The organism is Streptomyces sp. NPDC059895 (genome assembly GCF_042731035.1).
Lineage (GTDB): Bacteria > Actinomycetota > Actinomycetes > Streptomycetales > Streptomycetaceae > Streptomyces.
On record NZ_JBHWKO010000011.1, the window covers coordinates 151,780 to 175,406 of the forward strand.

Here is a 23,627-nt window from a genome sequence, read left to right on the forward strand (position 1 = left end):
GCGGAGTGCCTGGCACGCTGTCCCGCTACCGGATGCTCTGCAAGAGATTGCCGGTGGCGGTGACCGTCCAGAACGACCATCCGTTGCGGTTCGGATTGACGTGCGGATTGAGGGCGTGCACCACGCCCACTGCCGCCCCGCTCGGAGTCTCGTACTCACCGCGGCCGGAACCGGAGGGGATCGTCACGGTGCGGGACGAAGGGTCGTAGTAGGCGGTGATGCGACGGCCTTCGTAGACCGCGTGAATCTCGACGCCCAGTTCCGTGCGCAGTTCTCGCACGCCGTCGCCGACCAGCGTGGGCGCGGCCGGACCCTCCGCGAGCAGTTCCTCGTCAGCGGGCAGCTCCTCGGTGTCGCGGTGGCCCGTCCGACCGTCGTAGGCCGGGAGTCCCAGCAGATCATTGAGGACGTTGGCCAGCAGGCGCCTGCGTGCGGCCAGGAAGTCGGGGAAGCGGTCCATGGACCGCAGCTCCGGGTCATCTGGAATCCACTGCTCGGCCAGGCGCTCCGGAGCGATGCCCGACATGTAGTCGACGGGCAGCCTCGACGAGATCATCTTGTTGGTCTGGCCGGTGACGAAGGCAAGGTTGGCGAGGCTGTTCCACTCCTCCTTCGCGTACGTCCCCTGGACCCGGGCGCGGGGGAACACGTGGTGGAATTCGATCTTGGCGCCGCTGTTCATCGGCTGGTCGCTGATGGCGATGTTGGTCGCCCAGTCCCGCGCCGTGCCCCGCAGCGCAGCGATGTAGAGCAGTTTGAAGAAGGGATGTGTGGAGTACTTCTGCTCCAGGTCCCTCGGGTGGAGAGCACTGTCCAGGGATCGGGTACCGGAGGCCCTGCGGATGAGTTCCGCGAACAGATCTTGTCCCGCACGGGACTTGATCAGTCTGGCCTCCGCGTCGAGCTTGCCCTCGACCTGCAAGGAGTAGTGGCTGAAGGCCATCGCCGTGTACACCCAGCGGCGCAGTAGCTGGGTCTCTCCCGGCCGCAGCTTGCCGTCCCGGTGGTGGAGCAGCAGAGCGGGCACGATGGTGACGTTCGGCGACGAGAGGATCTCGGACCGGGGGATGGAGCACTCGCCCTTCAGGAAGTCGATGGCGAAGCGCAGAGCCCTCTCGGTGGCCTGCCAGGCCTCCTTCAGTGCGGCCTCGTCCACGTCCGCCCCGATGAGCTTGATGTGATGGGCGCCGGTTCCCGCGAGGAGGCTCATGAGGCGCAGGACGGCTTCCCTGTTCAGAGCGAAGTTGCTGTCCTGCAGTTCCTGGTGGAAGGAGTCCATGGTGTCCAGGCCGTCGGACCAGCGGGCCGCGATGGCGCTGTACACGAGATCGCCCTTCGACAGCCGTCGACCGCCCTTGTTCAGCCGGGCGAAGAGCTCGGCGACCTCCTCGTAGTCATCGGACTCGTAGGTGATCACGGCGATCTGGTGCTGCCGGATGTTGTTCACCTTCTGCAACCGCTGAATCCACGAGTCGAAGTTCGGGTCGTCGATCGACACTCCTGCCTTGCGCAGAACCTGGTAGAACTGCACGTTCTCCTGCAGCAGCGTCGACACCGGGATCAGCAGCAGGTCCTTCCGCTGCACGGCGCTCGGGTTGACGAACTCCTCGGTGCGCACGTCGAAGCGCAGGTCGATGAGCCGGCCGTCGGCCTTCGACTCCGGACGGTACACCCAGGCGAGGGAGGTCAACCGCTGCTGCCCGTCCAGCAGATAAAGGGGTTGGTGCACCGACTTCGCGGCTTGGACGACGGCAGCCGTCTTGAAGGGGACGGTGAGACCGGTCTTCCACAGCAGGAGGGCGCCGACCGGGTAACCCCGGTAGAGGGAGTCGAAGAGATCACGGACATCGGGCCTCATCCAGACGAAATCGCGTTGGATGGAAGGAATGACGACCCTGCCCTGCAGCAGGTCCTCGACCTGAGAAATGATCTTTTCGTTTGCCAGCCCCATGCCGCCCCCAGCGTGCGAGTGATCTACCGCACACACGATAGTCATGGGGCGAACGGGGCGCGCCCGCCCTTCACACATCCGCCTCCCGCGCCTCTGCCGCAACGGCGATGTCGGGACGACGGCGTTCACCGGTCAGACGCAAGAGGCAACCACCACCCAGAAGGCAATGAAAGCGTTGGTTAATTCCTTTACGCAGGAGAGGAGTCGTATACACTCACGGGGCGCGGTCGGGCGGCGCAGCCACCCTGTCCGACCGACCAGGCGGGAGGCGCGCTTGCCTCCCGACGTACGATCCACGGCAACGCGCAGCGAGGTCACCGCAGATGAACGACACGTCAGTCTCCTTCCAGATCCTCCCCGGGGCCCCCGACTCCTCCGTGATCCTCCACGTCCCGCATTCCTCGCGGGCGATACCGGCGAAGGTGCGGCAGGGCATCGTGCTCGACGACGCGGCGCTGGAGCGGGAGTTGGACCACATCACCGACTCGCACACCGCGGAGATCGCGGCGGTCGCCGCCGCCCGTTGCTCCGTCGCGCCCTGGCGGTTCGTCAACCAGTTGTCCCGGCTGGTCGTCGATCCCGAGCGGTTCCCGGACGAGCGGGAGGAGATGCTGTCGGTCGGCATGGGCGCGGTGTACACGCGGACCACGCACGAGGAGCCGTTGCGTCCGGCCGGTTTCGACGGGCGGGCGCTCGTCGGGGAGTACTTCGAGCCGTACGCCGCCGCCATGACCGACGCGGTCGCCGAGCGGCTGGCGGCCGTGGGGCGGGCGGTGGTCGTCGACGTGCACTCGTATCCGACCGAGCGCCTGCCGTACGAACTCCACGGTGACGGTCCCCGCCCGCCGATCTGCCTGGGCAGCGACGGCTTCCACACCCCGCCGGAGCTGCTGTCCCACGCCGAGCGGGCGTTCGCCGGCTTCGGCGGCACGGGCGTCGACAGCCCGTTCGCCGGTGCGTACGTACCGCTGGAGTACTACGGCAAGGATCCCCGGGTCAGCGCCCTGATGATCGAGATCCGGCGCGACGTCTACATGACCGAGCCGGGCGGCCCGGCCGACGGACCCGGGCTGGACTCGCTCGCCGGTGCGCTCGCGGAGCTGGTGGACGCCGTCGGCTCGGTGTGACGGGCCCCCGGCCGGTACGCGGTGTCGCGGCCCGCCCGCCGAAGGCGTCGGCCCGGACGCTCCGCCTCCCAGTAACCCCGCGCGTCCCCGCACCACCCCCGCGCCCTTTTGCCACGGGCCCGCTCCCGCCACACTGGTGCCGCTCGGCACCGGTTCCCGCCCGTACCCGGGTGGGAGGGGGCGACTGGGGGGAGTGGGTTCCGTCGTGGCAGCAGAGGATCCGTCCGACGAGGAGGTGCGTGCCGCGATCGGCGCGTACCTGGCGCGCTCCGGCCGGGGGAAGCGCCCCGCCCCGGACCTGGAGGACCTCCTCCTCACCCGTTCGCACCTGCTCGAAGGCACGGTCACCCGTCACATCGAGTACCGCACCGAGGAGACTCGGCACCGGCCCGGCGCCGTCTCCCTCTCGGAGCGGCCGACCTACGACGTGCTGCGGGACTACCAGCTCAGCTCCCGCGAGTCACCCCTCGACCGGCCGCTCGACCTGGTCAGACGCGGCTCGGTGCACCTCCGGTCCTGCGACTGCGGCAACGGCCGGCGGCAGTGCGCCGACTGCGCGAGCATGACGTACCGCCCCTGTGAGCCCGCGCAGGTGTGCGCCGTCTGCCAGGGCGTCACCGCGTGCACGCAGTCCTTCAAGCACGGCGGCCTGCCCGGCAGCCCGCCCAGACCCGGCCTCCCGAAGCAGGGCAGCGGCGACCGCCCCGACGAACGGGTGACCTGCGAGGGGTGCCACACGCCCGACAGCGCGTGCCCCGGCTGCCGGGGCTGGGGGAAGGTCAGGTGCCCGGAGTGCGAAGCGACCGGGCGCATCCCCTGCGCCCCGTGCGGGCGCACCGGCACCACCGAGTGCACCACCTGCAAGGGGCACGGGAGTCTGACGTCCTGGACGGCGGGGCGGATCGAGTGGACTCGGCGGTCCGACGTCGTGCCTCCGCCCGTCCCACGGCCCCGGCGGGTCGGGTCGGACCTGGACGCGGGCGGCTGGCGGGAGGATCTCCTCGGCCTGGACGACCCTCTTCCCGGCGATCTCTCCCCCGACCACCGCACGGCCGTCGAGCCGTACCTGCGGCGCCGCAAGGACGAGAAGGAACGGCAGGTCGTCCTCCGGCGTCTGACGGTCGTCAAGGCCGGCTCTCCCGGCTCTCCCCACCTGGAGTTCTACGTCTTCCGGGGCACCGACGGACGTCTGAGAACCGTGCGGCGGCTGTCGGACGAGGGCAGGTGGAAGGTCTCGCTGATCGCGGCGGCCGTCGTCGCCCTCGTGATCCTCGTCCTCGTCCTGGTCCGGTGACCGGACGCGAGCAGGACCGGTGGGGAGGTCGGGCCTCCCCACCGGTCACTGCGCCTCGTCCACGGCGTCCCGACCGTCTACGGCGTTACGACCGTCCACGGCCTCGCGCGGCCGTCTACGGCGCCGCAGCCGCCTACGGCGTCCCGACCGCCGCCGGTGCCGACGCCACCGTCACCGGTGCCGGCGCGTACCCCGTCGGCCGGGCCGTGAAGGTGCCCCGGCCCTGGGTGCGGCTGCGCAGGCGGGTCGCGTAGCCGAACAGTTCGGCCAGTGGCACGGTGGCGGTCACGACCGCCGCGCCGCCGCGCACCGCCGAGCCGGTGACCCGTCCGCGGCGGGCCGCGAGGTCGCCGAGGACCGTGCCGACGGCGTCCTCGGGCACGGTCACCGTGACCTCGGCGACCGGTTCCAGCAGGGTCATCGCGCAGGCCCGCAGGGCCTCCCGCAGTCCCAGCCGGCCCGCCGTGCGGAAGGCCGTCTCCGAGGAGTCCTTCACATGGGTCGCCCCGTCGGTCAGGGTGACGCGCAGTCCGGTGACCGCGTGCCCGCCGAGGGGTCCCTCGGCGAGGGCGTCCCGGCAGCCGGCCTCGACGGCCCGTACGTACTCCTGCGGCACCCGCCCGCCGACCACGGCGGACCGGAACGCGAACCCGTCCTCCTCCGACGGTTCCACATCCAGGACGACGTGGGCGAACTGACCGGCCCCGCCATCCTGTTTGACGTGCCGGAAGACCAGCCCGGACACTCCGCGCGCCACCGTCTCGCGGTAGGTGACGCGCGGCCGGCCGACGTTGATCTCCAGCCCGAGGGTGCGGCAGATCTTCTCCACCGCGACCTCCAGGTGCAGTTCGCCCATGCCGGACAGCACCGTCTGGCCGGTCTCGGGGTCGGTCCGGACGGTCAGTGACGGGTCCTCCTCGGCCAGCCGGGCGAGTGCGGACACCAGCCGTTCGGCGTCGGCGGCGCGGCGCGGCTCGACCGCGACGGACACGACCGGGTCGGCGACACCGGGCGGTTCGAGCACGATCGGGGCGTCGGGCGCGCACAGGGTCGACCCGGCGCGGGCCGCCTTCAGGCCCACCACGGCGACGATGTCCCCGGCGACCGCGCGGTCCAGCGGGGCGTGCCGGTCGGCCCGCACCCGCAGGATGCGGCCGATCCGCTCCGTGCGCCGCGCGGTCGCGTCCCACACCGTCTCTCCCTTCTCGACCGTTCCGGAGTACACCCGCAGGTAGGTGAGCCGGCCGGTGGCGGTGGCGCTGACCTTGAACGCGAGGGCGGCGAAGGGGGCGGCCGGGTCGGCGGGACGCCGCTCGTCGGCCGCCTCCCGCGTCCCGTGGGCGCCGCGCGTGCCGCGTACGGCCGGGACGTCCAGGGGTGACGGCAGGCAGTCCACCACCGCGTCGAGGAGCGGCTCGATGCCCCGGTTGCGGTAGGCGGAGCCGCACAGCACGACCACGCCGTCGCCGCTGAGCGTCAGGTCGCGCAGGGCGGTGGTGAGGGTGTCGGCGGACAGTGCCTCCCCGTCGCAGAACTCCTCCAGCGCCGCCGGGTGACGCTCCGCCACGGCCTCCTCCAGCAGCCGGCGCCGACGCAGCGCCTCCTCCCGCAGCTCCCCCACGACCGGCCCCTCGACGGCGGTCTCGGCACCCTCCTCCCAGGTCAGCGCCCTCATACGGACCAGGTCGACGACGCCGGTGAAGGTGTCCTCCGCGCCGATCGGCAGCTGCACGACCAGCGGAACCGGGTGGAGCCGGTCCCGGATCGACGCCACGGCCGTGTCGAGGTCGGCGCCCGCCCGGTCCATCTTGTTGACGAACGCGATCCTCGGCACGCCGTGCCGGTCGGCCTGCCGCCACACCGACTCGCTCTGCGGTTCCACGCCCGCGACGGCGTCGAAGACGGCGACCGCCCCGTCGAGCACCCGCAGCGCACGCTCGACCTCGTCGGCGAAGTCGACGTGGCCGGGGGTGTCGATCAGGTTGACGCGATGGCCGTTCCAGGCACAGCTGACGGCCGCGGCGAAGATGGTGATGCCACGGTCGCGCTCCTGGGGGTCGAAGTCGGTGACGGTGGTGCCGTCGTGGACCTCACCGCGCTTGTGCGTGGTCCCGGTGGCGTACAGGATCCGCTCGGTGACGGTGGTCTTGCCGGCGTCGACGTGGGCGAGGATGCCCAGGTTGCGCACGGCGGCGAGGGGACGGTCGGGGGTGTGGAGGTCGTTGCGCACGGCCCTTGGCCTTTCGGGGTGTCTCTCCGTGAACGGGCGGCGCGATGGATGGCGAGCGGCAGCCGGCCCGGCGGCGGCGTCCCGCGCTCGACGACGGGTCGAGGTCGTGGGATGCCGGCCGCGGTGCCGGGTCAGCGGGATGCGGTCCAGGACGACTGCGGTGCTGGACCGTGGTTCCGGGAGCTGCTCACTGACGGCTCGTCAGATCATCCGGTGCCGGCCGCGCAGCGGACACCGGACGGACGAGGACACGAGGATCACCTCGTAGCGGGAACGGGGAGCGGCGGCAGCGGTGTGGTCACGCATGGCGGGCTCCCCTCGTCGTTCGTCGCGGTGCCGCGCTGCCCCCGTGTCGTGGGCGGCGCAGGTCGTGTCATGAGTGTAGGGAGGCCGGGTGGGGAACGGCACGGGATTTTCCCTCCGCGCCGTAGAAGTGCCGCCGCACCCGCCGCAGCCACGCGTCGGCGGCCGTCTCGTCGGGCCGCTCCGGCAGCACACTGCGGGTCCGCGCGAACGCCTCCTCCACGCGGCGCAGCAGCGGCAGCGCGGCCTCGGAGTCCGCGGCCACCTCCTCGCCGAACCGGTGGTAGCTCTCCGGGTCGTCGAGCCGGACGGTCAGTCTCCCCGTCGCGTACAGCTGGTAGCCCTGGTCGCACAGTCGTTTGAGGTGACGGGCGTGTTTGGCGGTGCGCTTCCGTACATCGGCGGAGAAGGCGCCGTCGCCGCGGCTGCGCAGCTTCCTGAACTGCTGGGTGGCGTAGCCGAGGTAGGCGTCGCGGACCCGGGGGGCGCTCAGGAACGTGGTGCGGATGCCGAGGAGTTCGTCGCCGAGCGGGGTGCGCACCTCGTACAGGTCGTCGGGGAGCCAGACGAGTTCCGTCACGGTGGGGTTGCCGCCGAGGGCGAGCCGGCACCACTTCGCGGCTTCGTGCAGGGTGCGGTCCGGCGCCGTGCTGACGTGGGACTCCTTCGGCGGGTGCAGACCGTGCAGCGACTCGGTGGGAGCCGCGAACAGGCCGAGGCGGTCGATGTCGGAGTGTGCGTGCGCGAGCCCGTAGGCGGTTGATCCGACGATCCCGGACAGCAGGATGTTCTGGACGGTCACAGGAGCCCCCCGGTGGTGGTCGGCCGCCGCCGCGGGCGGGCGGCGGAACCGTCATGATGCCCCGGCCACCGGACCGGTCACCTCGCATTTTCGGCCCCCTCGGGGCACCTCGGGCCCCGCCTGCGGCCCGGCCGCCCGCGTCACCCGTCCGGCTCCTTGCGCTGGTCGCGCGAGCGGGCCGGTGGTGCGGTGGAGGGGCAGGGGGCAGCAGCCCGGGGCACGCACGCGCCGGGGATCCGTCCCGTTCGCCCCGTCCGTCTTGTCCGTCCCGTCGGACCCGTCCGCCCCGTCCGTCCCGTCGGACCCCTCGGACCCGTCCGTCCCATTCACCCCATTCGCCCCGCCTTCAGGAGGCACTCGTGACCACCGCCCGCCCGTCCCACCAGGACCCCGCGACGTCCACGACCCGCACGACACGTACGGCACGCATGACTCGTACGGCACGCACGCCCCGTACGGCACGCACGCCCCGTACGGCGCACGGGCCGCGTACGTCCGGCACGGCGCGTACGGCCGCCCGTGCGGCACGCCCCGCCCGTGTCCTGGCCGCCGCCGTGGCCACCGGGACGCTGCTCGCCACCGCGGCCTGCGCCGGCGGGAACGATCCCGCGACGGCCTCGACGGACGCCGCCACGACCGTCGCCGAACGGCCCGTCGCCGAACGGCCGCTCGCGCGGCAGACCACCACCCCGGCGGCGTCCCCGAGCCTGACCGAGGCCGGCGCGAAGACCGCGCTGATCACCGAGGCGGACCTGGAGGACGACTGGAACCAGGTGGACGACGCGGCGAGCTGGCGGGACTCGCTGCTCATCGGGCAGGTGGACACGGCCGACTTCCTCACGGGCAAGGCGCAGGCGGCGGACTGCCAGCGCCTCCTCGACGCGCTCTACGACGACACCCTGCTGGGCGAGCCGTCCGGGGCGTCGGCGCTCACCGGGTTCCAGGAGGGCGAGTCCCGGCTGCTCTACCAGGTCGCCGCCTACCAGAAGACCGATCTGGACACGTCGTGGGACTGGATGGAGTCGCTGCCCGAGACGTGCGACCAGTTCACCGTGACCGGCGGCGAGAGCGGCGAACGGACCGTCCAGGTCGTGAAGGCCTCGCTGCCCGAGTCGGGCGACGCCCGGCAGGGCCTGACGGTGACGGTGAAGGGCACCACGGGCGGCGATCCGGTGACGCTCACCCTGGACGTCGCCGCCGTACGCGTCGGCACGGACGCGATCACGGTGACCAACGGCGGACTCGCGGGCGCCGACCACGACAGCACCAAGGCGGCCGTGGAGCAGGGCACCCCCCGGCTGGAGGACGTACTGGCCGGGCGGACCCCGAAGGCCACCCCGAGCGGGGTCAACTGAACCGAGCACCGCCCTGAACGCGTCCGCTCACGGCCCCCCGCACGCGCACACCCGCCGCCTGTGATCTTTGTCGCTGGTTGGACGAAGTTCCGGTTGGGCAGGCACTGCGCGTGTCCGGTAAAGATGATGTCTTTCCTGTGGGGGAAACCGTGAGTGTGTGTCTCATCGGTGCGGGCCTGTCGGGTTTGGCCACGGCACACGCCCTCAAGGCCGCGGGCATCGACTTCGTCTGCCTGGAGCAGGCACCGGACGTCGGCGGCATCTGGCGCCGGCCGCAGGCCGGGGAGCGCGGCCCGGGCTACCTCTCCCTCCACCTCAACACCACCAAGCAGCTGACCGGTTACGCCGACCACCCGATGCCGGCCTCGTACCCGGTCTACCCCCGGCACAGCCAGATGGCGGCCTACCTCCGCGAGTTCGCCGAGTGGGCCGGGGTCCTCGACCACGTCGAGCTGCGGACGGCCGTCGAGTCCGTGCGGCGGGAGGCCGACGGCTCCTGGACGGTCGTCAGCGTGGACTCCGGCGGCCGGCGCGCCTCCCGAGCCTTCGCGCACGTGATCGTGGCCTCGGGGCACAACACGGAGCCGTCCCTGCCGGCGCCGCCGGCCGGTTCCGAGACGTTCACCGGGACGGCCCTGCACGCCATCGACTACCGCGACGGCAGCGACCACGCCGGGCGGAACGTCATCGTCGTCGGGCTCGGCGCCTCCGCCGTGGACATCGCCGTGGACGTCTCCCGGTACGCCGCGCGGACCTACCTGTCCGTGCGCCGGGGGCTGCACGTCCTGCCCAAGCAGCTCTTCGGCATGCCGCTCGACGAGGTCGCCGAGGCGCCGTGGTGGACGAGCATGTCCCTGGAGGAGCAGCGCCGTCTGATCGAGCAGTCCCTGCTCGTCGCCCGGGGCAGGCTCTCGGACTACGGCCTGCCCGAACCGGACCACCGGGTCTTCTCCTCGGCCGTGACCATCTCGGACGAGATCCTCAGCCGTATCCGCCACGGCGGGGTCACGCCCAAGCCCGCGATCGACTTCGTCGACGGCGGCCGGGTGGCCTTCACCGACGGCACCTCCGTGCCCGCCGACACGATCGTGTACTGCACCGGGTACCGCATGGCCTTCCCGTTCCTGCCCCCCGGCTGCCCGATCGGGCCGCGGGGTTCGGTCGAGCTGTACAAGCGGGTCGTCGCGGCGGATCATCCCGGCCTGTACTTCGTCGGTCTGGTCCGCCCGCACGGTTCCATCACCCGTCTCGTGGAGGCGCAGGCGCGCTGGATCGCCCGGATCGTCACGGGTGCGGCGGTCCTGCCGGAGCCCGAGGTCATGCGCAAGGAGATCGCCGCGTACCTGAGCGGCATCGCGGGCCAGTACGGGCAGGCGGAGAGCGCGTCGATCCAGGTGAACGTGGCGCCCTACCTGGAGGAGCTCGACGGGGCCTGAGGTCTCGCGCGGCTGGCGCCGACTCAGGCGGCCGGGCGGACGCGGGCGATCCGGCGGACGCGAGCGACCGGGCGGGCACGGGCGATCCGGCGGACGCGAGCGACCGGGCGGACGCGGGCGATCCGGCGGACGCGGGCGACCGGGCGGACGCGGGCGATCCGGCGGACGCGGGCGGTCCGGCGCGCGGGGTCCCGCCCCCCGGCCGGCCGGTCGCCGCCCCGCCGTGCCCTCGCGTGAGCGGGCCGGGGCGCCGGCGGGCGCGCGGCGGGCGTCACCCCCGATCCGGCGTCGGTGCGGATCGGGGGGAGCAGTCCGGCGACGTCGGCGTACGGCTCCCCGGGCCCGTCCTGGCCCCGCGCCCCTATCCGGCGTTCGCGGCCACGGCGGGCAGCAGGCCCGCGGGAGGACGTACCTCGTACGCCTCCGAGGAGATGTACGTGGTCACACGGGGCGGGCGCCCCCGCTGGTGGGCGAGCGCCAGGTAGGCGATGAGTCCCACGCCGTCCTCCGGCCGCCGCGAGGTCACGGCGGCCAGGGCGCGCTCGAGGGGGGTGGAGTCCAGTCCGTGGCGGTCGAGCAGGGCCACGGCACGGGCCAGGGCCTCGCCGTCGTGCCGGACGTGGTCGCGGACCGGGACGTAGAGGGTGAAGCCGCTGGGCAGGCCGGTCGCGGTCTCGGTGAAGGCGTGGCAGGACTGGACGGGCCGGCGGACCGGCCTCGGACCGTCCGCGGGGCCGGCCTCGTCGTCGTGGCCGGCCGCGACGCGGAGGAACGCCTCGGTCTGCGCGGCACGGAGACCGTCGTCGTCCGTCCGGGACAGCGCCCCAGACTGCGCCGCCGTGAGGTCGTCGTGCGCCAGGTAGACCTTCACCCTGGGTTCCTCCCAGTCGCCCAGGTCCAGGGCGAAGAACAGGTGGCGGTCGCTGGGCGGCAGCGCGTCGAACGCCTGCCGGTGCCCGAGCCGGCGCAGTGCCTCCCGTACGGTGTCGGCGGCACGTTCCTGCCCGGAGGCCGCCGGGTTCAGGTACACCTTGACCCGGGGGACGCCGCCGGGGAGCAGTTCCAGCGCGCACCACAGCGCCAGCGGGCCCTCGGGCTCGGCCGGGAAGAAGAGGTCCTCCAGGTCGTCCAGGCGGTCCGTCGGGACGCCCCAGCGTCCCGCCGCCTCCCGGACGATCCGCAGTCCGGCGCGCCCGCTCCGCGCCAGGCCGCCGGCGCCGCACCCCGGCTCCAGCAGGACCCGCAGGGTCGGCGCCGCGCCCGGTACGAAGGCGAGCGAGAACTCCACCGGGGTGTGGTCGTCGGACAGGAACGTCGGTGTCACGGGCGGCAGGTCCAGCGGCCGCGCGGCCACGCCGCCCAGCATGTCGGTCAGCGTACGCGCGTAGAGGTCGGCGTCCGCGCCGTCCAGTCCCGCGACGTCGCAGAGCCTGAGCAGCTGGCGCGCCGTGAGGCCGCCCACCGTGTCGGTACCGAGGCCGTCCGGGGAGCCGGTCCGGCGGGCGGTCACCGGCCCTCCCGCCGCGGCGCGGAGCGGGCAAGAAGATACCCGCCGGCGAGGGCGGGTATCGGGAGGCTCAACACGGTGGGGTGTTGTATGAAGACGGCGTCGGTGGACATGAGGTCCACGGCACCTCCTTAAGCTCGTGAGCAACACGGGTTACCGCATGGCTCACTACCCCTGAGGTCGAACACTCATACAGGTGTACGGGGTTGGCAGGTGTTGTGATGATCACCTCGTCAGCCAGTTGAGGAACTGGCTCCACATACCGCGTTCGGGCTTGCGGCCCTCCTGCTGGGCGTTGTCGGGGCGCGCGGCAGCCTCGGCGGGGGCCGGGGCGGCGGGCCGGCGCACGGTCTGTACGGGCGTGAAGCGGGCGGGCAGCGCGACGAGCCCCCGGTTGAAGGGGCCGGGCCGCCAGGTCAGGCTGTCCTCGGGCACGGCGAGTTCGACGTCGGGCAGCTTGTTGAGCAGGTTCTCGATGGCGGTCACCGTGATCTGCCGTGCCGGATCCTTGGAGGGGCACGCGTGCGGGCCGGCGCTCCACGCGAGGTGGGCGCGGTTGCTGCCCGCCTGGCGCGCGGCCGTGAGGGCCGGGCCGGTGTTGGCAGCCGCGAAGCTGACCAGCACCAGGTCGCCCGCGTGGAGCTTCTGGCCGGCGAAGTCCATGTCGGACGCCGGGTAGTGCGGGGCGAGGTTCTGCATGGGCGGGTTCTCCCACAGCGTGTCGTCGATCGCCTCGTCGATCAGACCGCCCTGGTGGGCGTACGCGTCGTGGGTGAGGAGCCGGTGCAGGGTGTTGCCGATGAGGTTGCGCAGCGGTTCGTTGCCGGCCACCAGCAGCAGGGCCAGCTGGTGCACCATCTCCTCGTCGGTCAGCGCCGCCTGGTGCTGCATCAGCCAGCTGGTGACGTCGTCGCCGGGCTTGGCCCGCTTGAGCGCCACCAGTTCGCCGACCGCCCCGAACAGCACCTCGACCGCCCGCTCGGCGTTGACGCCGTCGAACATGCCGGTGATGCCGTAGACGACACGGTCGCCGATGTCGGCGGGGCAGCCGAAGAGCTCGTTGAAAACGAACAGCGGCAGCTGCTTGGCGTAGTCGCCGAGGAGGTCGGCCGAGCCGCGCCCGCCGAACTGGGCGATGAGGTAGTCGGAGACCTGCTCGGTGCTCTGGCTCAGCTTGCGCGAGTCGACGCGGGCCATGCTGTCGGTGACCGCCTGACGCAGGCGCAGGTGCTCGGCGCCGTCGCTGAACATGCAGTTGGGCCGGTAGGCGAGGACGGGCGCGATCGGGCTGTCGGCGGGCACCCGGCCCTCGTTGAAGTCCCGCCAGCGGCGGGCGTCCTTGCGGAACGAGGCGGAGTCCTGGAGGAGTTGCAGCGCGGTGGCGTAGTCGGTGACGAGGGTCGCCTCGACTCCGGGGGAGAGTTCGACGGGCGCCGTCGGCCCGTAGTGGCGCAGGTAGCTGTAGTAGGCCTGCGGGTCGGCCGCGAACTCCGGCCCGTACAGCGGCACGCGACCGCCGGTGTGGTGCGCCGGGCACCCGGGCGGGGGCACGGGAGCCGTGGGTCGTTCCATGTCTAGCTCCTAGTGGGCACGGTCCTGCAAGTGGCGGACGAGGGTGATGAGCGCTGCGGCCGACGACTGCTCGTCCCGCGCGTCGCAGGTGACGACGGGGGTGTCGTCGAGCAGGTCGAGTGCCTCGCGCAGGGCCCTCTCGTCCCGCAGGGGGGTGCCGTCGAAGTGGTTGACGGCGATGGCGTAGTCGAGCCCGTACTGCTCGATCAGGTCGATCACGGCGAAGGAGTCCGCGAGCCGCTCGGGGTCGACGAGGACCAGGGCGCCGAGCGCGCCGCGGGCCATGTCCTCCCACATCTGCACGAAGCGCTGCTGGCCGGGGGTGCCGAACAGGTACAGCACGACGCGGTCGCTGATGGTGAGGCGGCCGAAGTCCATGGCGACCGTGGTGGTGGTCTTGCCCTGGACGCCCTTGAGGTCGTCGACGGACTCCGCGGCGCGGGTCATCGTCTCCTCGGTGGACAGCGGTTCGATCTCGGAGATCGCCCCGATGAACGTGGTTTTGCCCACGGCGAAGTGACCGACGACGAGGATCTTCACGGCCGTCTGCGTCGCACCGCCGCGGACGTAGTCCTGCTCATCCAAACTTGGCCCTGAGACCATTCAGCACCTCCTCCAGGATCTCCCGGTCGGCGAGGGGTGCCCGCTGTACGGGCGGGCGGGTGATGAGGTAGCCGCCCTCGGTGAGCGCGGCGAGAAGGATCTTCACCACACCGAGGGGCAGCTGGGTGTGCCCCGCGATCTCGGCGACCGACAGGTAGCCGGCCGAGCACAGGTCGAGCAGGCTCTGTTCCTCCGGGGACAGCCGGGTGGGCCGCTGCTGGGTGTCGGCGGACGCCGTGACCAGCGTGATGAGGGAGAGCTGCTGCTCGTCGGGGAGTCCGCGGCCCTTGGTGATGACATACGGACGCACTAACTCCGGTGTCTGCGGCTCCAGCTCGTCGTAGCCGGTCATGACCGTACGCCGAGGTTCTCGCGCGGCGGGGTCGTCAGGGCCTTGCCGAGCTGGCCGACGAGCTGCTGCATCCGGAAGGTGATGTCCTGCATGTCGACCTCGGGCGCGGCGGAGACGCCGAGGTAGGCGCCGTCACCGGCGGAGATCAGGAAGACCCAGCCCCCGTCGAACTCGACGACCGTCTGCCGCCACCGCTGACTGGCGTCCTCGCAGAAGAAGGCGAGGGAGCGGCTGAGTGACTGCACACCGCTCATCGCGGCGGCCACGCGGTCCGCGTCGTCCTTCTCGAAGTCCTGCGTGCGGGCCATCAGCAGGCCGTCCGCGGAGATCAGGACGGCGTGCAGGGCCCCGGGAATCTCCAGGGCGCTGTCCAGCATCCATGACAGATCGTCGTTCACGAGATCTCATGCCCTTCGCTGCTTGCACCACGTGTGCTGCTCGACTGTTCCGCGGGGTCCGCATGCGTGGCCCGGCCCGACCGGGTGCCGCGCTGGAAGGCACCCATGATCGCCGCCGTCTCCGCGCCGGTGCGGGCGGGGGCGGGGGCGTTCGACGCGCTGCCGGGCACGATGGCCATCGGCCGCTTGCGGCGCCGCCTGGGCAGGCCGTCGGCGGTGGTGGTGGTCGCCATCGGCGCGGGCTCGGGGCCGCCGTGGACCGGGGTCGCGTGGGTGACGACCGGGGCGGCGGGTTCCTTCTGCTCGGGCGCGTTGGTGAGCAGGTCGTGCGGGAGCAGGAGGACCGACCGCACACCGCCGTAGGGCGAGGAGGAGTCCACGGACACCTCGAAGCCGAAGCGTTCGGCCAGCACGCCGATCACCGCGAAACCGAACTGCGGCGGGTTGCCGAGTCCGGAGACGCCGGAGACGCGTTCGCTGGAGAGGAGTTTCTCGGCGCGGGCCCGCTCCTCGTCGTTCATTCCGACACCGGCGTCGTCGACGACGATGCAGATGCCCTTGGGCACGGTGCGGATGTTGATCTCCACGACGGTGTCCGGGCTGGAATAGCTGGTGGCGTTGTCGAGCAGTTCGGCCAGGGCCAGGGCCACCGGTTCGACGGCCCGGCTCGTGATGCCGAAGTCCACCTGCGAAAGAATCTCCACCCGCCGGTAATGGCGGATTCTGCCCTGTGCGCTGCGGACCACGTCGTAGACGGAGGCCACATCGCGCTGGCGGCCCAGCCAGCCGTCGCAGAGCACGGCGATGGACTGGGCACGGCGACCGAACTGGGAGTTCGTGTGGTCGATCTCCAGAAGGTCCTGGAGAATGACCGACTCGCCGTATTTGTTCTGCAGTCGGGAGACAATCAACTGCTGCTCCGCGGCAAGACCCTGAAGCGTCCGCATGGCGGATTTCAGGACTGTTTTCGTTGCCTCGTCGGCTCTTTCCTGCGCTGCCTCGACGGATTTCGCGTACCCGTTCTCCAGCTCGGTGTGCCGATTCCGGAGATCTGCGAACTCCTGCCTTAACGTCCGCGTCGCCCTGCGTTGACGAACAATGATGGCGACTGCGACGAGTACGGCGACGAGGAGAGCCCAGAGTACCGGGTTCTGTATGTAATCAGTCATAAGACTCTCTTCAGGCGACTGACGGCCAGTTGCTGAATTCCCGTCAATGCGGGTGGACCGGCGGACCGCCCGCACTGGGGTCACCGCCCGGACCGTCCCCGTAGTCGGGGATGTCCTGCACCCATCCGCCCGCTCTACAAGCGCGGTGATCGTATCACCACACGATGACGCAACCGATCGCCAACATAGGGGTGGGAGATGAACATTGACGGCCTGTCAGCGGCCGTGTCGACAGGCGTCACGACGACCGTCGGCGGGGCAACCGATAAACGCGCGTCCGCGACATCCGGGGGGCAACCGAGACGTACGGACTCGTCTCAGGAAATGCAGAGGAAAGAAACGGCAGAACCCGCATCCGGTAATCCCGGATACGGGTCGTGTCCATCAGTCGACATCGTACTCACCGAGCGGAATCCACTCGACACGGTGAGTGATGAGTGTCCGAGGGGGGACTTGAACCCCCACGCCCGATAAAGGGCACTAGCACCTCAAGCTAGCGCGTCTGCCATTCCGCCACCCGGACCAGGTGTCTACCGCCGTTCGGGTGTTCCCCGCGGCGACATGGACAACAATACCAAGCTTTGGGAGTGCCTTTCACCTGCGTATCCGCCGCCCCCGGGTGACCGCCCGCACCAGCAGCTCGCCGCCGACGAAGGCACCGCGCCAGGACGCGCCGAGGCCGCCGAAGAGCTCGTCGCGGTCGCCGCGGGAGCGGGGGGTGCCGTGGCCGACCTTGAAGGCGCGGATCTGCGGGGCCAGCCGGTCGTAGGTGGCGCGGTCGTCGGTGGAGAGGGTGGCGACGAGGGCGCCGTTGGACGCGTTCATGGCGGCCAGCAGTTCCGCCTCGGTGTCGACCAGGACGATCGTGTCGACCGGGCCGAAGGGTTCCGCGTGGTGCAGCGGGGAGGACGGCGGCGGATCGAGGAGCGTGACGGGCTGGACGTAGGCCGAGGTGTCCTGGCCGGGCAGGAAGCGGGCTTCGTCGGGTCTCCCGCGGTACAGCGGGACGGCGCCGCGGTCGACGGCCTCGGCCACCTGGTCGCGCAGCTCCTTCGCCTTGGCCGCGTTGATGAGCGGCCCGAAGTCGAGTCGTGGGCAGGGGTCGTCCGGCCGCTCGACCGCCAGCGGGTGTCCGACCGTCAGCGTGCGCACCGCCGGGAGGTACGCGGCGAGGAAGGCGTCGAACAGCTCCCGCTGGACGACGAAGCGCGGGTACGCCGTGCAGCGCTGCTTGCCGTAGTCGAAGAGCTTGGGGACGACCGCGGCGAGGGCGTCGAAGTCCGAGAAGTTCCACACGCCCCAGGTGTTGAGTCCCTCCTGTTCGAGGATGTGGCGCTTGCCCAGGTCGGCCACGGCCGTGGCCACCGCGGCGCCGGTGTCGCGGCCGCCGACGAAGGACACGCAGCCGATCTCGGGCGCCCGCACCAGCGCCTCCGACAACTCGCCCCCGCCGCCGCTGACCAGGCTGACCGGGACTCCCTCGCGGGCGGCGAGGGCACAGGCCAGGGTCAGACAGGCGACACCGCCGTCGGTCGGGGTCTTGGCGATGGCCGCGTTGCCCGCGAGCGCCTGGACCAGTACCGCGTGCACGAGCACGCTCATCGGGTAGTTCCAGCTGGCGATGTTGGACACCGGGCCGTCCAGCGGGGCCCGCCCGGCGAGCATCTCCTCGATGCCGTCGAGGTACCAGCGCACCCCGTCGACGGCCCGGTCGACGTCGGCCCGCGCGAGCCGCCAGGGCTTGCCGATCTCCCAGACGAGCAGCAGCGCGAGGAGTTCGCGGTGGGCGGCGAGGGCGTCCAGGGTGGCCGCGATGCGGGCGCGGCGTTCCGCGAGGGGAAGGTGCCGCCAGGCGCGGTGCTGGTCCAGGCAGGCCCGGACCGCCCGGTGGGCGGTGGCCGCGTCCAGGCGGGGCGGGCCGGCTATGGGGCTCGCGTCGACCGGGCTGGTGGCGGGCAGCACCCTGCCGTCCGCCTGCCAGGTGCCGTTCCAGAGGTTGAGGACCCGGTCGTCGCGGAAGGCCTCAGGCGCCGCGGCGAGGCAGCGGCGCCAGGCGTCGGCCCAGGACGTGCCGGATTTGAGGGTGGGGGTGGTGGCCATGGGGATGCTCCGCTCTCGGTGCACGGTCGAGAGGACAAGGACCGGGCCGGCCGGTGAGGGGCCGGTGGGAGGGCAAGGACTCGGCCGGCCGGTAGGCGCCGGCGGTGAGCGCGGCCCCGTGTCACGCGGGCGAAGGCGTCTCCGCCGGCAGTGCGGCGAGCACGAGCCGGGCGGTCTCGGTCGGTGTGCCGCCCACGCGCACGCCGGCCGCCTCCAGTGCCTCCTTCTTCGCCCGCGCCGTCCCCGAGGACCCGGAGACGATCGCGCCGGCGTGGCCCATCGTCCGGCCCTCGGGCGCGGTGAAGCCCGCGATGTAGCCGACGACCGGCTTGGTGACGTGGTCGCGGACGTACGCGGCGGCCCGTTCCTCGGCGTCGCCGCCGATCTCGCCGATGAGCACGATCAGCTCGGTGTCGGGGTCGTCCTGGAAGGCGGCCAGGCAGTCGATGTGGCTGGTGCCGACGACCGGGTCGCCGCCGATGCCGACGCACGTGGAGAAGCCGACGTCCCGCAGCTCGTACATGAGCTGGTAGGTGAGCGTGCCGGACTTGGAAACCAGTCCGATCCGACCGGGCTTGGCGATGTCGGCCGGGATGATGCCCGCGCCGGACTGGCCCGGGCTGATCAGGCCGGGGCAGTTGGGGCCGATGACCCGGGTGCCGCGTGCCGTGGCGTACGCCGTGAAGGCGACGGAGTCGTGGACCGGGACGCCCTCGGTGATGACGACGGCGAGCCCGATCCCGGCGTCGGCGGCCTCGGTGACCGCCGGCCGGACGAAGGCGGGCGGGACGAAGACGACGCTCACGTCCGCGCTGGTCGCCTCGATGCCCTCGGCGACCGATCCGAAGACGGGGACCGTCCGCTCGTCGAAGCCGACGGTGCGGCCCGCCTTGCGCGGGTTGACCCCGCCGACCACGTCGGTGCCGGCCGCGAGCATGCGCCGGGTGTGCTTCATGCCCTCGCCGCCGGTCATGCCCTGGACGAGGACCTTGCTCTCCTTGGTGAGGTAGATGGCCATGGTGTGCGGTCTCCTCAGGCTGCGGTGGCGAGGTGGGCGGCACGGCGGGCGGCGCCGTCCATGGTGGTGGCCTGCTCGACGAGCGGGTGCCGGTGGGCGTCGAGGATCGCCCGCCCCCGGGCCGCGTTGTTGCCGTCGAGCCGCACGACGAGCGGCCGGGTCGGCCGTACGGTGTCCAGGGCGCGCACGATGCCCTCGGCGACGGCGTCGCAGGCGGTGATGCCGCCGAAGACGTTGACGAGGACCGACTTCACGGCCGGGTCCGACAGGATGACCGAGAGTCCGTCGGCCATGGTCCGGGCGGACGCCCCGCCGCCGATGTCGAGGAAGTTCGCGGGGCGGGCGCCGCAGCCGGCGACCACGTCGAGGGTCGACATCACGAGGCCGGCGCCGTTGCCGATGACGCCGACCTCGCCGTCGAGCCTGACGTAGTGGAGCCCCTTGGCGGCGGCCGCCGCCTCCAGCGGATCGGTGGGCCCGGTGCTGTCGCCGCCCCGGCGGGCGTGCCGGAAGGCCGCGTTGTCGTCGAGGGTGACCTTGCCGTCCAGGGCGACGAGCCGCCCCTGCGGGGTGCGCACGAGCGGGTTGACCTCGACGAGGAGGGCGTCCTCGCGCACCAGAACCTGCCAGAGCCGGACCAGGACGTCGACGGTCTGCGGCGGCAGGCCCCCCGCCGCCGCGATCTCGGCCGCCTTCGCCGAGGTCACGCCCTCCGCCGGGTCGATCGGCACCCGGGCGACGGCCTCGGGACGGGCCGCGGCGACCTCCTCTATCTCCGTGCCGCCCTCGGCGGAGGCGATGGCGAGGAAGCGGCCGGCCGCGCGGTCCAGGACGTAGGAGACGTAGAACTCGCTGTCGATGTCGACGGGCCGGGCCAGCATCACCGTGCCGACCGTGTGCCCCTTGATGTCCATGCCCAGGATCCGGCGGGCGGTCAGTTCGGCGGCGGCAGGGTCGGCGGCGAGCCTGACTCCGCCCGCCTTGCCGCGCCCCCCGGTCTTGACCTGCGCCTTGACGACGACGCGGCCGCCGAGCCGGCGGGCGATCTCGCGCGCCCGGCGGGGCGAGTCGGTCACCTCGGCCGCCGGCACCACGATGCCGTACCGCTCGAAGAGGTCCCTTGCCTGGTGTTCGTACAGGTCCATCCCGGCTCCCGTCTGCGAGGTTGCGAGGTCAAAGCCGATGCCGAAGCCGATGCCGAAGCCGATGTCAAAGCCGATGCCGAAGCCGATGCCGATGTCAGAGCGATGCCGAAGCCGGTGCCCGAGCGACGCCGCAGCCGACGTCGAAGCCGATGTCGAAGCGGCGCCAAAGCCGATGTAAAAGCCGGAGTCAAAGCCGGAGTCAAGCCGACCTAAAGTGCCGCGCACCCCCTGGACACCACCCATCGGATGCGGGATAACGAGATTCATACAGTATTCGTCGACTGTATGCAATGTACCGCGAGAGCCTTCCACCCCCCTACGAAGGGACGGGACTTCGCCATGCCCGACGACACCCAGGACGTGATCTCCGGTGGTCATCTCGTTGCCAAGGCGCTCAAGGCCGAGGGGGTCGACCGCATCTACACCCTCTGCGGCGGCCACATCATCGACATCTACGACGGCTGCGTCGACGAGGGCATAGAAGTCGTCGACGTCCGCCACGAGCAGGTAGCCGCCCACGCCGCCGACGGCTACGCGCGCATCACCGGCAGGCCGGGCTGCGCGGTCGTCACGGCCGGCCCCGGCACCACCGACGCCGTCACCGGCGTCGCCAACGCCTTCCGCGCGGAGTCCCCCATGCTGCTGATCGGCGGTCAGGGGGCGCTCACCCAGCACAAGATGGGGTCGCTGCAGGACCTGCCGCACGTCGACATGATGGCGCCCATCACCAAGTTCTCGGCGACCGTGCCGGACACGGCGCGCGCGGCGGACATGGTGTCCATGGCGTTCCGCGAGTGCTACCACGGCGCGCCCGGCCCCTCCTTCCTGGAGATCCCGCGCGATGTGCTCGACGCCAAGGTGCCGGCGGCGAAGGCCCGTGTGCCGCGGCCGGGCGCGTACCGCGCCTCCACCCGGTCGCCCGGCGACCCCGAGGCGGTCGAGAAGCTCGCCGACCTGCTCGTGCACGCCGAGAAGCCGGCCGTCCTGCTGGGCAGCCAGGTGTGGACGACCCGCGCCACCGAGGCGGCCGTCGAACTGGTCCGCACGCTCGGCATCCCCGCGTACATGAACGGCGCCGGCCGCGGCACCCTGCCCCCGGGCGACCCGCACCACTTCCAGCTCTCCCGCCGCTACGCCTTCTCGAACGCCGACGTCATCGTCGTCGTCGGCACGCCCTTCGACTTCCGCATGGGCTACGGCAAGCGGCTGTCGCCGGACGCGACCGTCGTCCAGATCGACCTCGACTACCGGACCGTCGGCAAGAACCGCGACATCGACCTCGGCATCGTCGGTGATGCCGCACTGGTGCTGAAGTCGGTGACCGAGGCGGCCTCCGGGCGGATCGACGGGGGCGCGTCGAAGCGCAAGGAGTGGCTCGACGAGCTGCGCGCGGCCGAGCAGAGCGCGATCGAGAAGCGGCTGCCGCAGCTCAGGTCGGACGCCTCCCCCATCCACCCGTACCGCCTCGTGAGCGAGATCAACGACTTCCTCACCGAGGACTCGGTGTACATCGGCGACGGCGGCGACATCGTCACCTTCTCCGGGCAGGTCGTGCAGCCCAAGTCGCCGGGCCACTGGATGGACCCGGGCCCGCTGGGCACCCTCGGCGTCGGCGTCCCCTTCGTGCTCGCCGCCAAGCAGGCGCGGCCCGACAAGGAGGTCGTCGCCCTCTTCGGCGACGGCGCCTTCTCCCTGACCGGCTGGGACTTCGAGACCCTCGTCCGCTACGACCTGCCGTTCGTCGGCATCGTCGGCAACAACTCCTCGATGAACCAGATCCGTTACGGCCAGGCCGCCAAGTACGGCAAGGAACGCGAGCGGGTCGGCAACACCCTCGGCGACGTCCCCTACGACCGGTTCGCGCGGATGCTGGGCGGCCACGGCGAGGAGGTCCGCGACCCCGCCGACATCGGCCCCGCGCTGCGGCGCGCCCGCGAGTCCGGGAAGCCCTCGCTGATCAACGTCTGGGTCGACCCCGACGCGTACGCCCCCGGAACCATGAACCAGACCATGTACAAGTGAGGAGCGCTTGTCATGACCAAGGCTCTCGAAGGCATCCGCGTCCTGGACATGACGCACGTCCAGTCCGGGCCGTCGGCGACGCAGCTGCTCGCCTGGCTCGGCGCGGACGTCGTCAAGCTGGAGGCGCCCTCCGGTGACATCACGCGCAGGCAGTTGCGTGACCTCCCGGACGTCGACTCCCTCTACTTCACGATGCTCAACTGCAACAAGCGGAGCATCACCCTCAACACCAAGACCGAGCGCGGCAAGGAGATCCTCACCGAGCTGATCCGGCGTTCCGACGTCATGGTCGAGAACTTCGGTCCGGGCGCAGTCGACCGGATGGGCTTCACCTGGGACCGCATCCGCGAGATCAACCCACGGATCGTCTACGCCTCCATCAAGGGGTTCGGCGAGGGCCCGTACACCGACTTCAAGGCGTACGAGGTCGTCGCGCAGGCCATGGGCGGGTCGATGGCGACCACCGGCTTCGAGGACGGGCCGCCGCTGGCGACGGGGGCGCAGATCGGTGACTCGGGCACGGGTGTCCACGCCGTGGCGGGCATCCTCGCGGCGCTGTTCCAGCGCGAGAGCACCGGGCGCGGTCAGCGGGTCAACGTGGCCATGCAGCACGCCGTACTCAACCTCTGCCGGGTGAAGCTGCGCGACCAGCAGCGCCTGGCCCACGGCCCGCTCGCCGAGTACCCCAACGACGACTTCGGCGACGAGGTCCCCCGGTCCGGGAACGCGTCCGGCGGCGGCCAGCCCGGCTGGGCGGTCAAGTGCGCGCCGGGCGGCCCGAACGACTACGTGTACGTCATCGTGCAGCCCGTCGGCTGGCGGCCGCTCAGCGAGCTCATCGGCCGGCCCGAACTGGCCGACGACCCCGAGTGGGCGACGCCGGAGGCCCGGCTGCCCCAGCTGAACAAGATGTTCCAGCTGATCGAGGAGTGGTCCTCGACGCTGCCCAAGTGGGAGGTGCTGGAGCGGCTCAACGCCCACGACATCCCGTGCGGGCCGATCCTGTCCACCAAGGAGATCATCGAGGACGCGTCGCTGGCCGCCAACGAGATGGTGGTGCGCGTCCCCCACCCCGAGCGGGGCGAGTTCGTGACCGTCGGCAGCCCGCTCAAGCTCTCCGACTCCCCCGTCGAGGTGAGCGGTTCGCCGCTGCTGGGCGAGCACAACGAAGAGGTCTACGTCGGCGAACTCGGCCTCGGGGACGAGGAACTGCGCCTGCTCAAGTCGAACGGGGTGATCTGAC

General features: G+C 71.7%; 18 protein-coding genes and 1 tRNA gene. 6 read left to right on the forward strand and 13 right to left on the reverse strand.

Going from position 1 to position 23,627, the window contains the following annotated elements:
- Nucleotides 1–25: 25 nt before the first annotated feature.
- Entirely contained in the window at nt 26–1,996 is a 1,971-nt protein-coding gene (locus tag ACFV9M_RS15865) for a DUF262 domain-containing protein (protein WP_385102463.1), read from the reverse strand.
- A gap of 278 nt (nt 1,997–2,274) precedes the next feature.
- On the opposite strand from ACFV9M_RS15865, the gene ACFV9M_RS15870 reads away from it, so the two are divergent.
- Together ACFV9M_RS15870 and ACFV9M_RS15875 are read left to right on the forward strand one after the other, a co-directional pair.
- Nucleotides 2,275–3,078, forward strand: coding sequence for an N-formylglutamate amidohydrolase (locus ACFV9M_RS15870; RefSeq protein ID WP_385074160.1), 804 nt, complete (start codon nt 2,275–2,277; stop codon nt 3,076–3,078).
- A gap of 205 nt (nt 3,079–3,283) precedes the next feature.
- The gene (locus tag ACFV9M_RS15875; protein WP_385074157.1) at nt 3,284–4,372 is read left to right on the forward strand and encodes a hypothetical protein; all 1,089 of its coding nucleotides are present in this window, start codon (nt 3,284–3,286) and stop codon (nt 4,370–4,372) included.
- A 133-nt stretch (nt 4,373–4,505) separates the two neighbouring features.
- Here the strand turns inward: ACFV9M_RS15875 and fusA are convergent, their stop codons facing one another.
- Entirely contained in the window at nt 4,506–6,602 is a 2,097-nt protein-coding gene (gene fusA, locus ACFV9M_RS15880; protein ID WP_385074154.1) for an elongation factor G, read from the reverse strand.
- A 373-nt stretch (nt 6,603–6,975) separates the two neighbouring features.
- Complete coding sequence (locus ACFV9M_RS15885; RefSeq protein WP_385074151.1) at nt 6,976–7,707, reverse strand: DNA polymerase beta superfamily protein; 732 nt, start codon at nt 7,705–7,707, stop codon at nt 6,976–6,978.
- A 359-nt stretch (nt 7,708–8,066) separates the two neighbouring features.
- Here ACFV9M_RS15885 and ACFV9M_RS15890 point away from each other — a divergent pair, with 359 nt between their 5' ends.
- Complete coding sequence (locus ACFV9M_RS15890; RefSeq protein WP_385074149.1) at nt 8,067–9,062, forward strand: hypothetical protein; 996 nt, start codon at nt 8,067–8,069, stop codon at nt 9,060–9,062.
- Between the two features lie 149 nt (nt 9,063–9,211).
- The gene (locus ACFV9M_RS15895; RefSeq protein ID WP_385074146.1) at nt 9,212–10,498 is read left to right on the forward strand and encodes a flavin-containing monooxygenase; all 1,287 of its coding nucleotides are present in this window, start codon (nt 9,212–9,214) and stop codon (nt 10,496–10,498) included.
- A gap of 361 nt (nt 10,499–10,859) precedes the next feature.
- Here ACFV9M_RS15895 and ACFV9M_RS15900 read toward each other — a convergent pair whose 3' ends face one another.
- From ACFV9M_RS15900 to sucC, 10 genes are all read right to left on the reverse strand, one after another.
- On the reverse strand, nt 10,860–12,008 hold the full coding sequence (locus ACFV9M_RS15900; RefSeq protein WP_385069117.1) for a tryptophan dimethylallyltransferase family protein: 1,149 nt from the start codon (nt 12,006–12,008) through the stop codon (nt 10,860–10,862).
- Nucleotides 12,009–12,230: 222 nt separating this feature from the next.
- The gene (locus tag ACFV9M_RS15905) at nt 12,231–13,577 is read right to left on the reverse strand and encodes a cytochrome P450 (RefSeq protein ID WP_385069116.1); all 1,347 of its coding nucleotides are present in this window, start codon (nt 13,575–13,577) and stop codon (nt 12,231–12,233) included.
- A 9-nt stretch (nt 13,578–13,586) separates the two neighbouring features.
- The gene (locus ACFV9M_RS15910; protein ID WP_385069114.1) at nt 13,587–14,180 is read right to left on the reverse strand and encodes an ATP/GTP-binding protein; all 594 of its coding nucleotides are present in this window, start codon (nt 14,178–14,180) and stop codon (nt 13,587–13,589) included.
- Nucleotides 14,155–14,532, reverse strand: coding sequence for a DUF742 domain-containing protein (locus tag ACFV9M_RS15915; RefSeq protein ID WP_385069113.1), 378 nt, complete (start codon nt 14,530–14,532; stop codon nt 14,155–14,157). Before ACFV9M_RS15915 ends, ACFV9M_RS15910 begins: the two co-directional genes overlap by 26 nt.
- Nucleotides 14,529–14,930 carry a roadblock/LC7 domain-containing protein gene (locus tag ACFV9M_RS15920; protein WP_385069112.1) on the reverse strand — a complete coding sequence of 134 codons (402 nt, stop codon included), beginning with the start codon at nt 14,928–14,930 and terminating at the stop codon, nt 14,529–14,531. Before ACFV9M_RS15920 ends, ACFV9M_RS15915 begins: the two co-directional genes overlap by 4 nt.
- Nucleotides 14,927–16,099 carry an ATP-binding protein gene (locus ACFV9M_RS15925; protein WP_385069111.1) on the reverse strand — a complete coding sequence of 391 codons (1,173 nt, stop codon included), beginning with the start codon at nt 16,097–16,099 and terminating at the stop codon, nt 14,927–14,929. The genes ACFV9M_RS15920 and ACFV9M_RS15925 overlap by 4 nt, the downstream gene beginning before the upstream one ends.
- Nucleotides 16,100–16,537: 438 nt before the next feature.
- Nucleotides 16,538–16,622 (reverse strand) — tRNA-Leu (locus ACFV9M_RS15930).
- Nucleotides 16,623–16,693: 71 nt separating this feature from the next.
- The gene (locus ACFV9M_RS15935; protein ID WP_385069109.1) at nt 16,694–18,199 is read right to left on the reverse strand and encodes an aldehyde dehydrogenase family protein; all 1,506 of its coding nucleotides are present in this window, start codon (nt 18,197–18,199) and stop codon (nt 16,694–16,696) included.
- Nucleotides 18,200–18,320: 121 nt separating this feature from the next.
- Entirely contained in the window at nt 18,321–19,217 is an 897-nt protein-coding gene (sucD, locus tag ACFV9M_RS15940; RefSeq protein ID WP_385069108.1) for a succinate--CoA ligase subunit alpha, read from the reverse strand.
- Between the two features lie 14 nt (nt 19,218–19,231).
- Complete coding sequence (gene sucC / locus ACFV9M_RS15945) at nt 19,232–20,362, reverse strand: ADP-forming succinate--CoA ligase subunit beta (protein WP_385069107.1); 1,131 nt, start codon at nt 20,360–20,362, stop codon at nt 19,232–19,234.
- Nucleotides 20,363–20,701: 339 nt separating this feature from the next.
- Between sucC and ACFV9M_RS15950 the strand changes: the two genes are divergently transcribed.
- Together ACFV9M_RS15950 and frc are read left to right on the forward strand one after the other, a co-directional pair.
- Entirely contained in the window at nt 20,702–22,384 is a 1,683-nt protein-coding gene (locus tag ACFV9M_RS15950; protein ID WP_385069106.1) for a thiamine pyrophosphate-binding protein, read from the forward strand.
- A 12-nt stretch (nt 22,385–22,396) separates the two neighbouring features.
- Complete coding sequence (gene frc / locus ACFV9M_RS15955; RefSeq protein ID WP_385069104.1) at nt 22,397–23,626, forward strand: formyl-CoA transferase; 1,230 nt, start codon at nt 22,397–22,399, stop codon at nt 23,624–23,626.
- Nucleotide 23,627: the final 1 nt, after the last annotated feature.

Coding starts and splice junctions, on each gene's coding strand:
- ACFV9M_RS15950 (WP_385069106.1), top strand. CDS start 20,702: ATGCCCGACGACACCCAGGACGTGATCTCCGGTGGTCATCTCGTTGCC.
- sucC (WP_385069107.1), bottom strand. CDS start 20,362: ATGGACCTGTACGAACACCAGGCAAGGGACCTCTTCGAGCGGTACGGC.
- ACFV9M_RS15910 (WP_385069114.1), bottom strand. CDS start 14,180: ATGGTCTCAGGGCCAAGTTTGGATGAGCAGGACTACGTCCGCGGCGGT.
- ACFV9M_RS15935 (WP_385069109.1), bottom strand. CDS start 18,199: ATGGCCACCACCCCCACCCTCAAATCCGGCACGTCCTGGGCCGACGCC.
- sucD (WP_385069108.1), bottom strand. CDS start 19,217: ATGGCCATCTACCTCACCAAGGAGAGCAAGGTCCTCGTCCAGGGCATG.
- ACFV9M_RS15865 (WP_385102463.1), bottom strand. CDS start 1,996: ATGACTATCGTGTGTGCGGTAGATCACTCGCACGCTGGGGGCGGCATG.
- ACFV9M_RS15870 (WP_385074160.1), top strand. CDS start 2,275: ATGAACGACACGTCAGTCTCCTTCCAGATCCTCCCCGGGGCCCCCGAC.
- frc (WP_385069104.1), top strand. CDS start 22,397: ATGACCAAGGCTCTCGAAGGCATCCGCGTCCTGGACATGACGCACGTC.
- ACFV9M_RS15905 (WP_385069116.1), bottom strand. CDS start 13,577: ATGGAACGACCCACGGCTCCCGTGCCCCCGCCCGGGTGCCCGGCGCAC.
- ACFV9M_RS15925 (WP_385069111.1), bottom strand. CDS start 16,099: ATGACTGATTACATACAGAACCCGGTACTCTGGGCTCTCCTCGTCGCC.
- ACFV9M_RS15915 (WP_385069113.1), bottom strand. CDS start 14,532: ATGACCGGCTACGACGAGCTGGAGCCGCAGACACCGGAGTTAGTGCGT.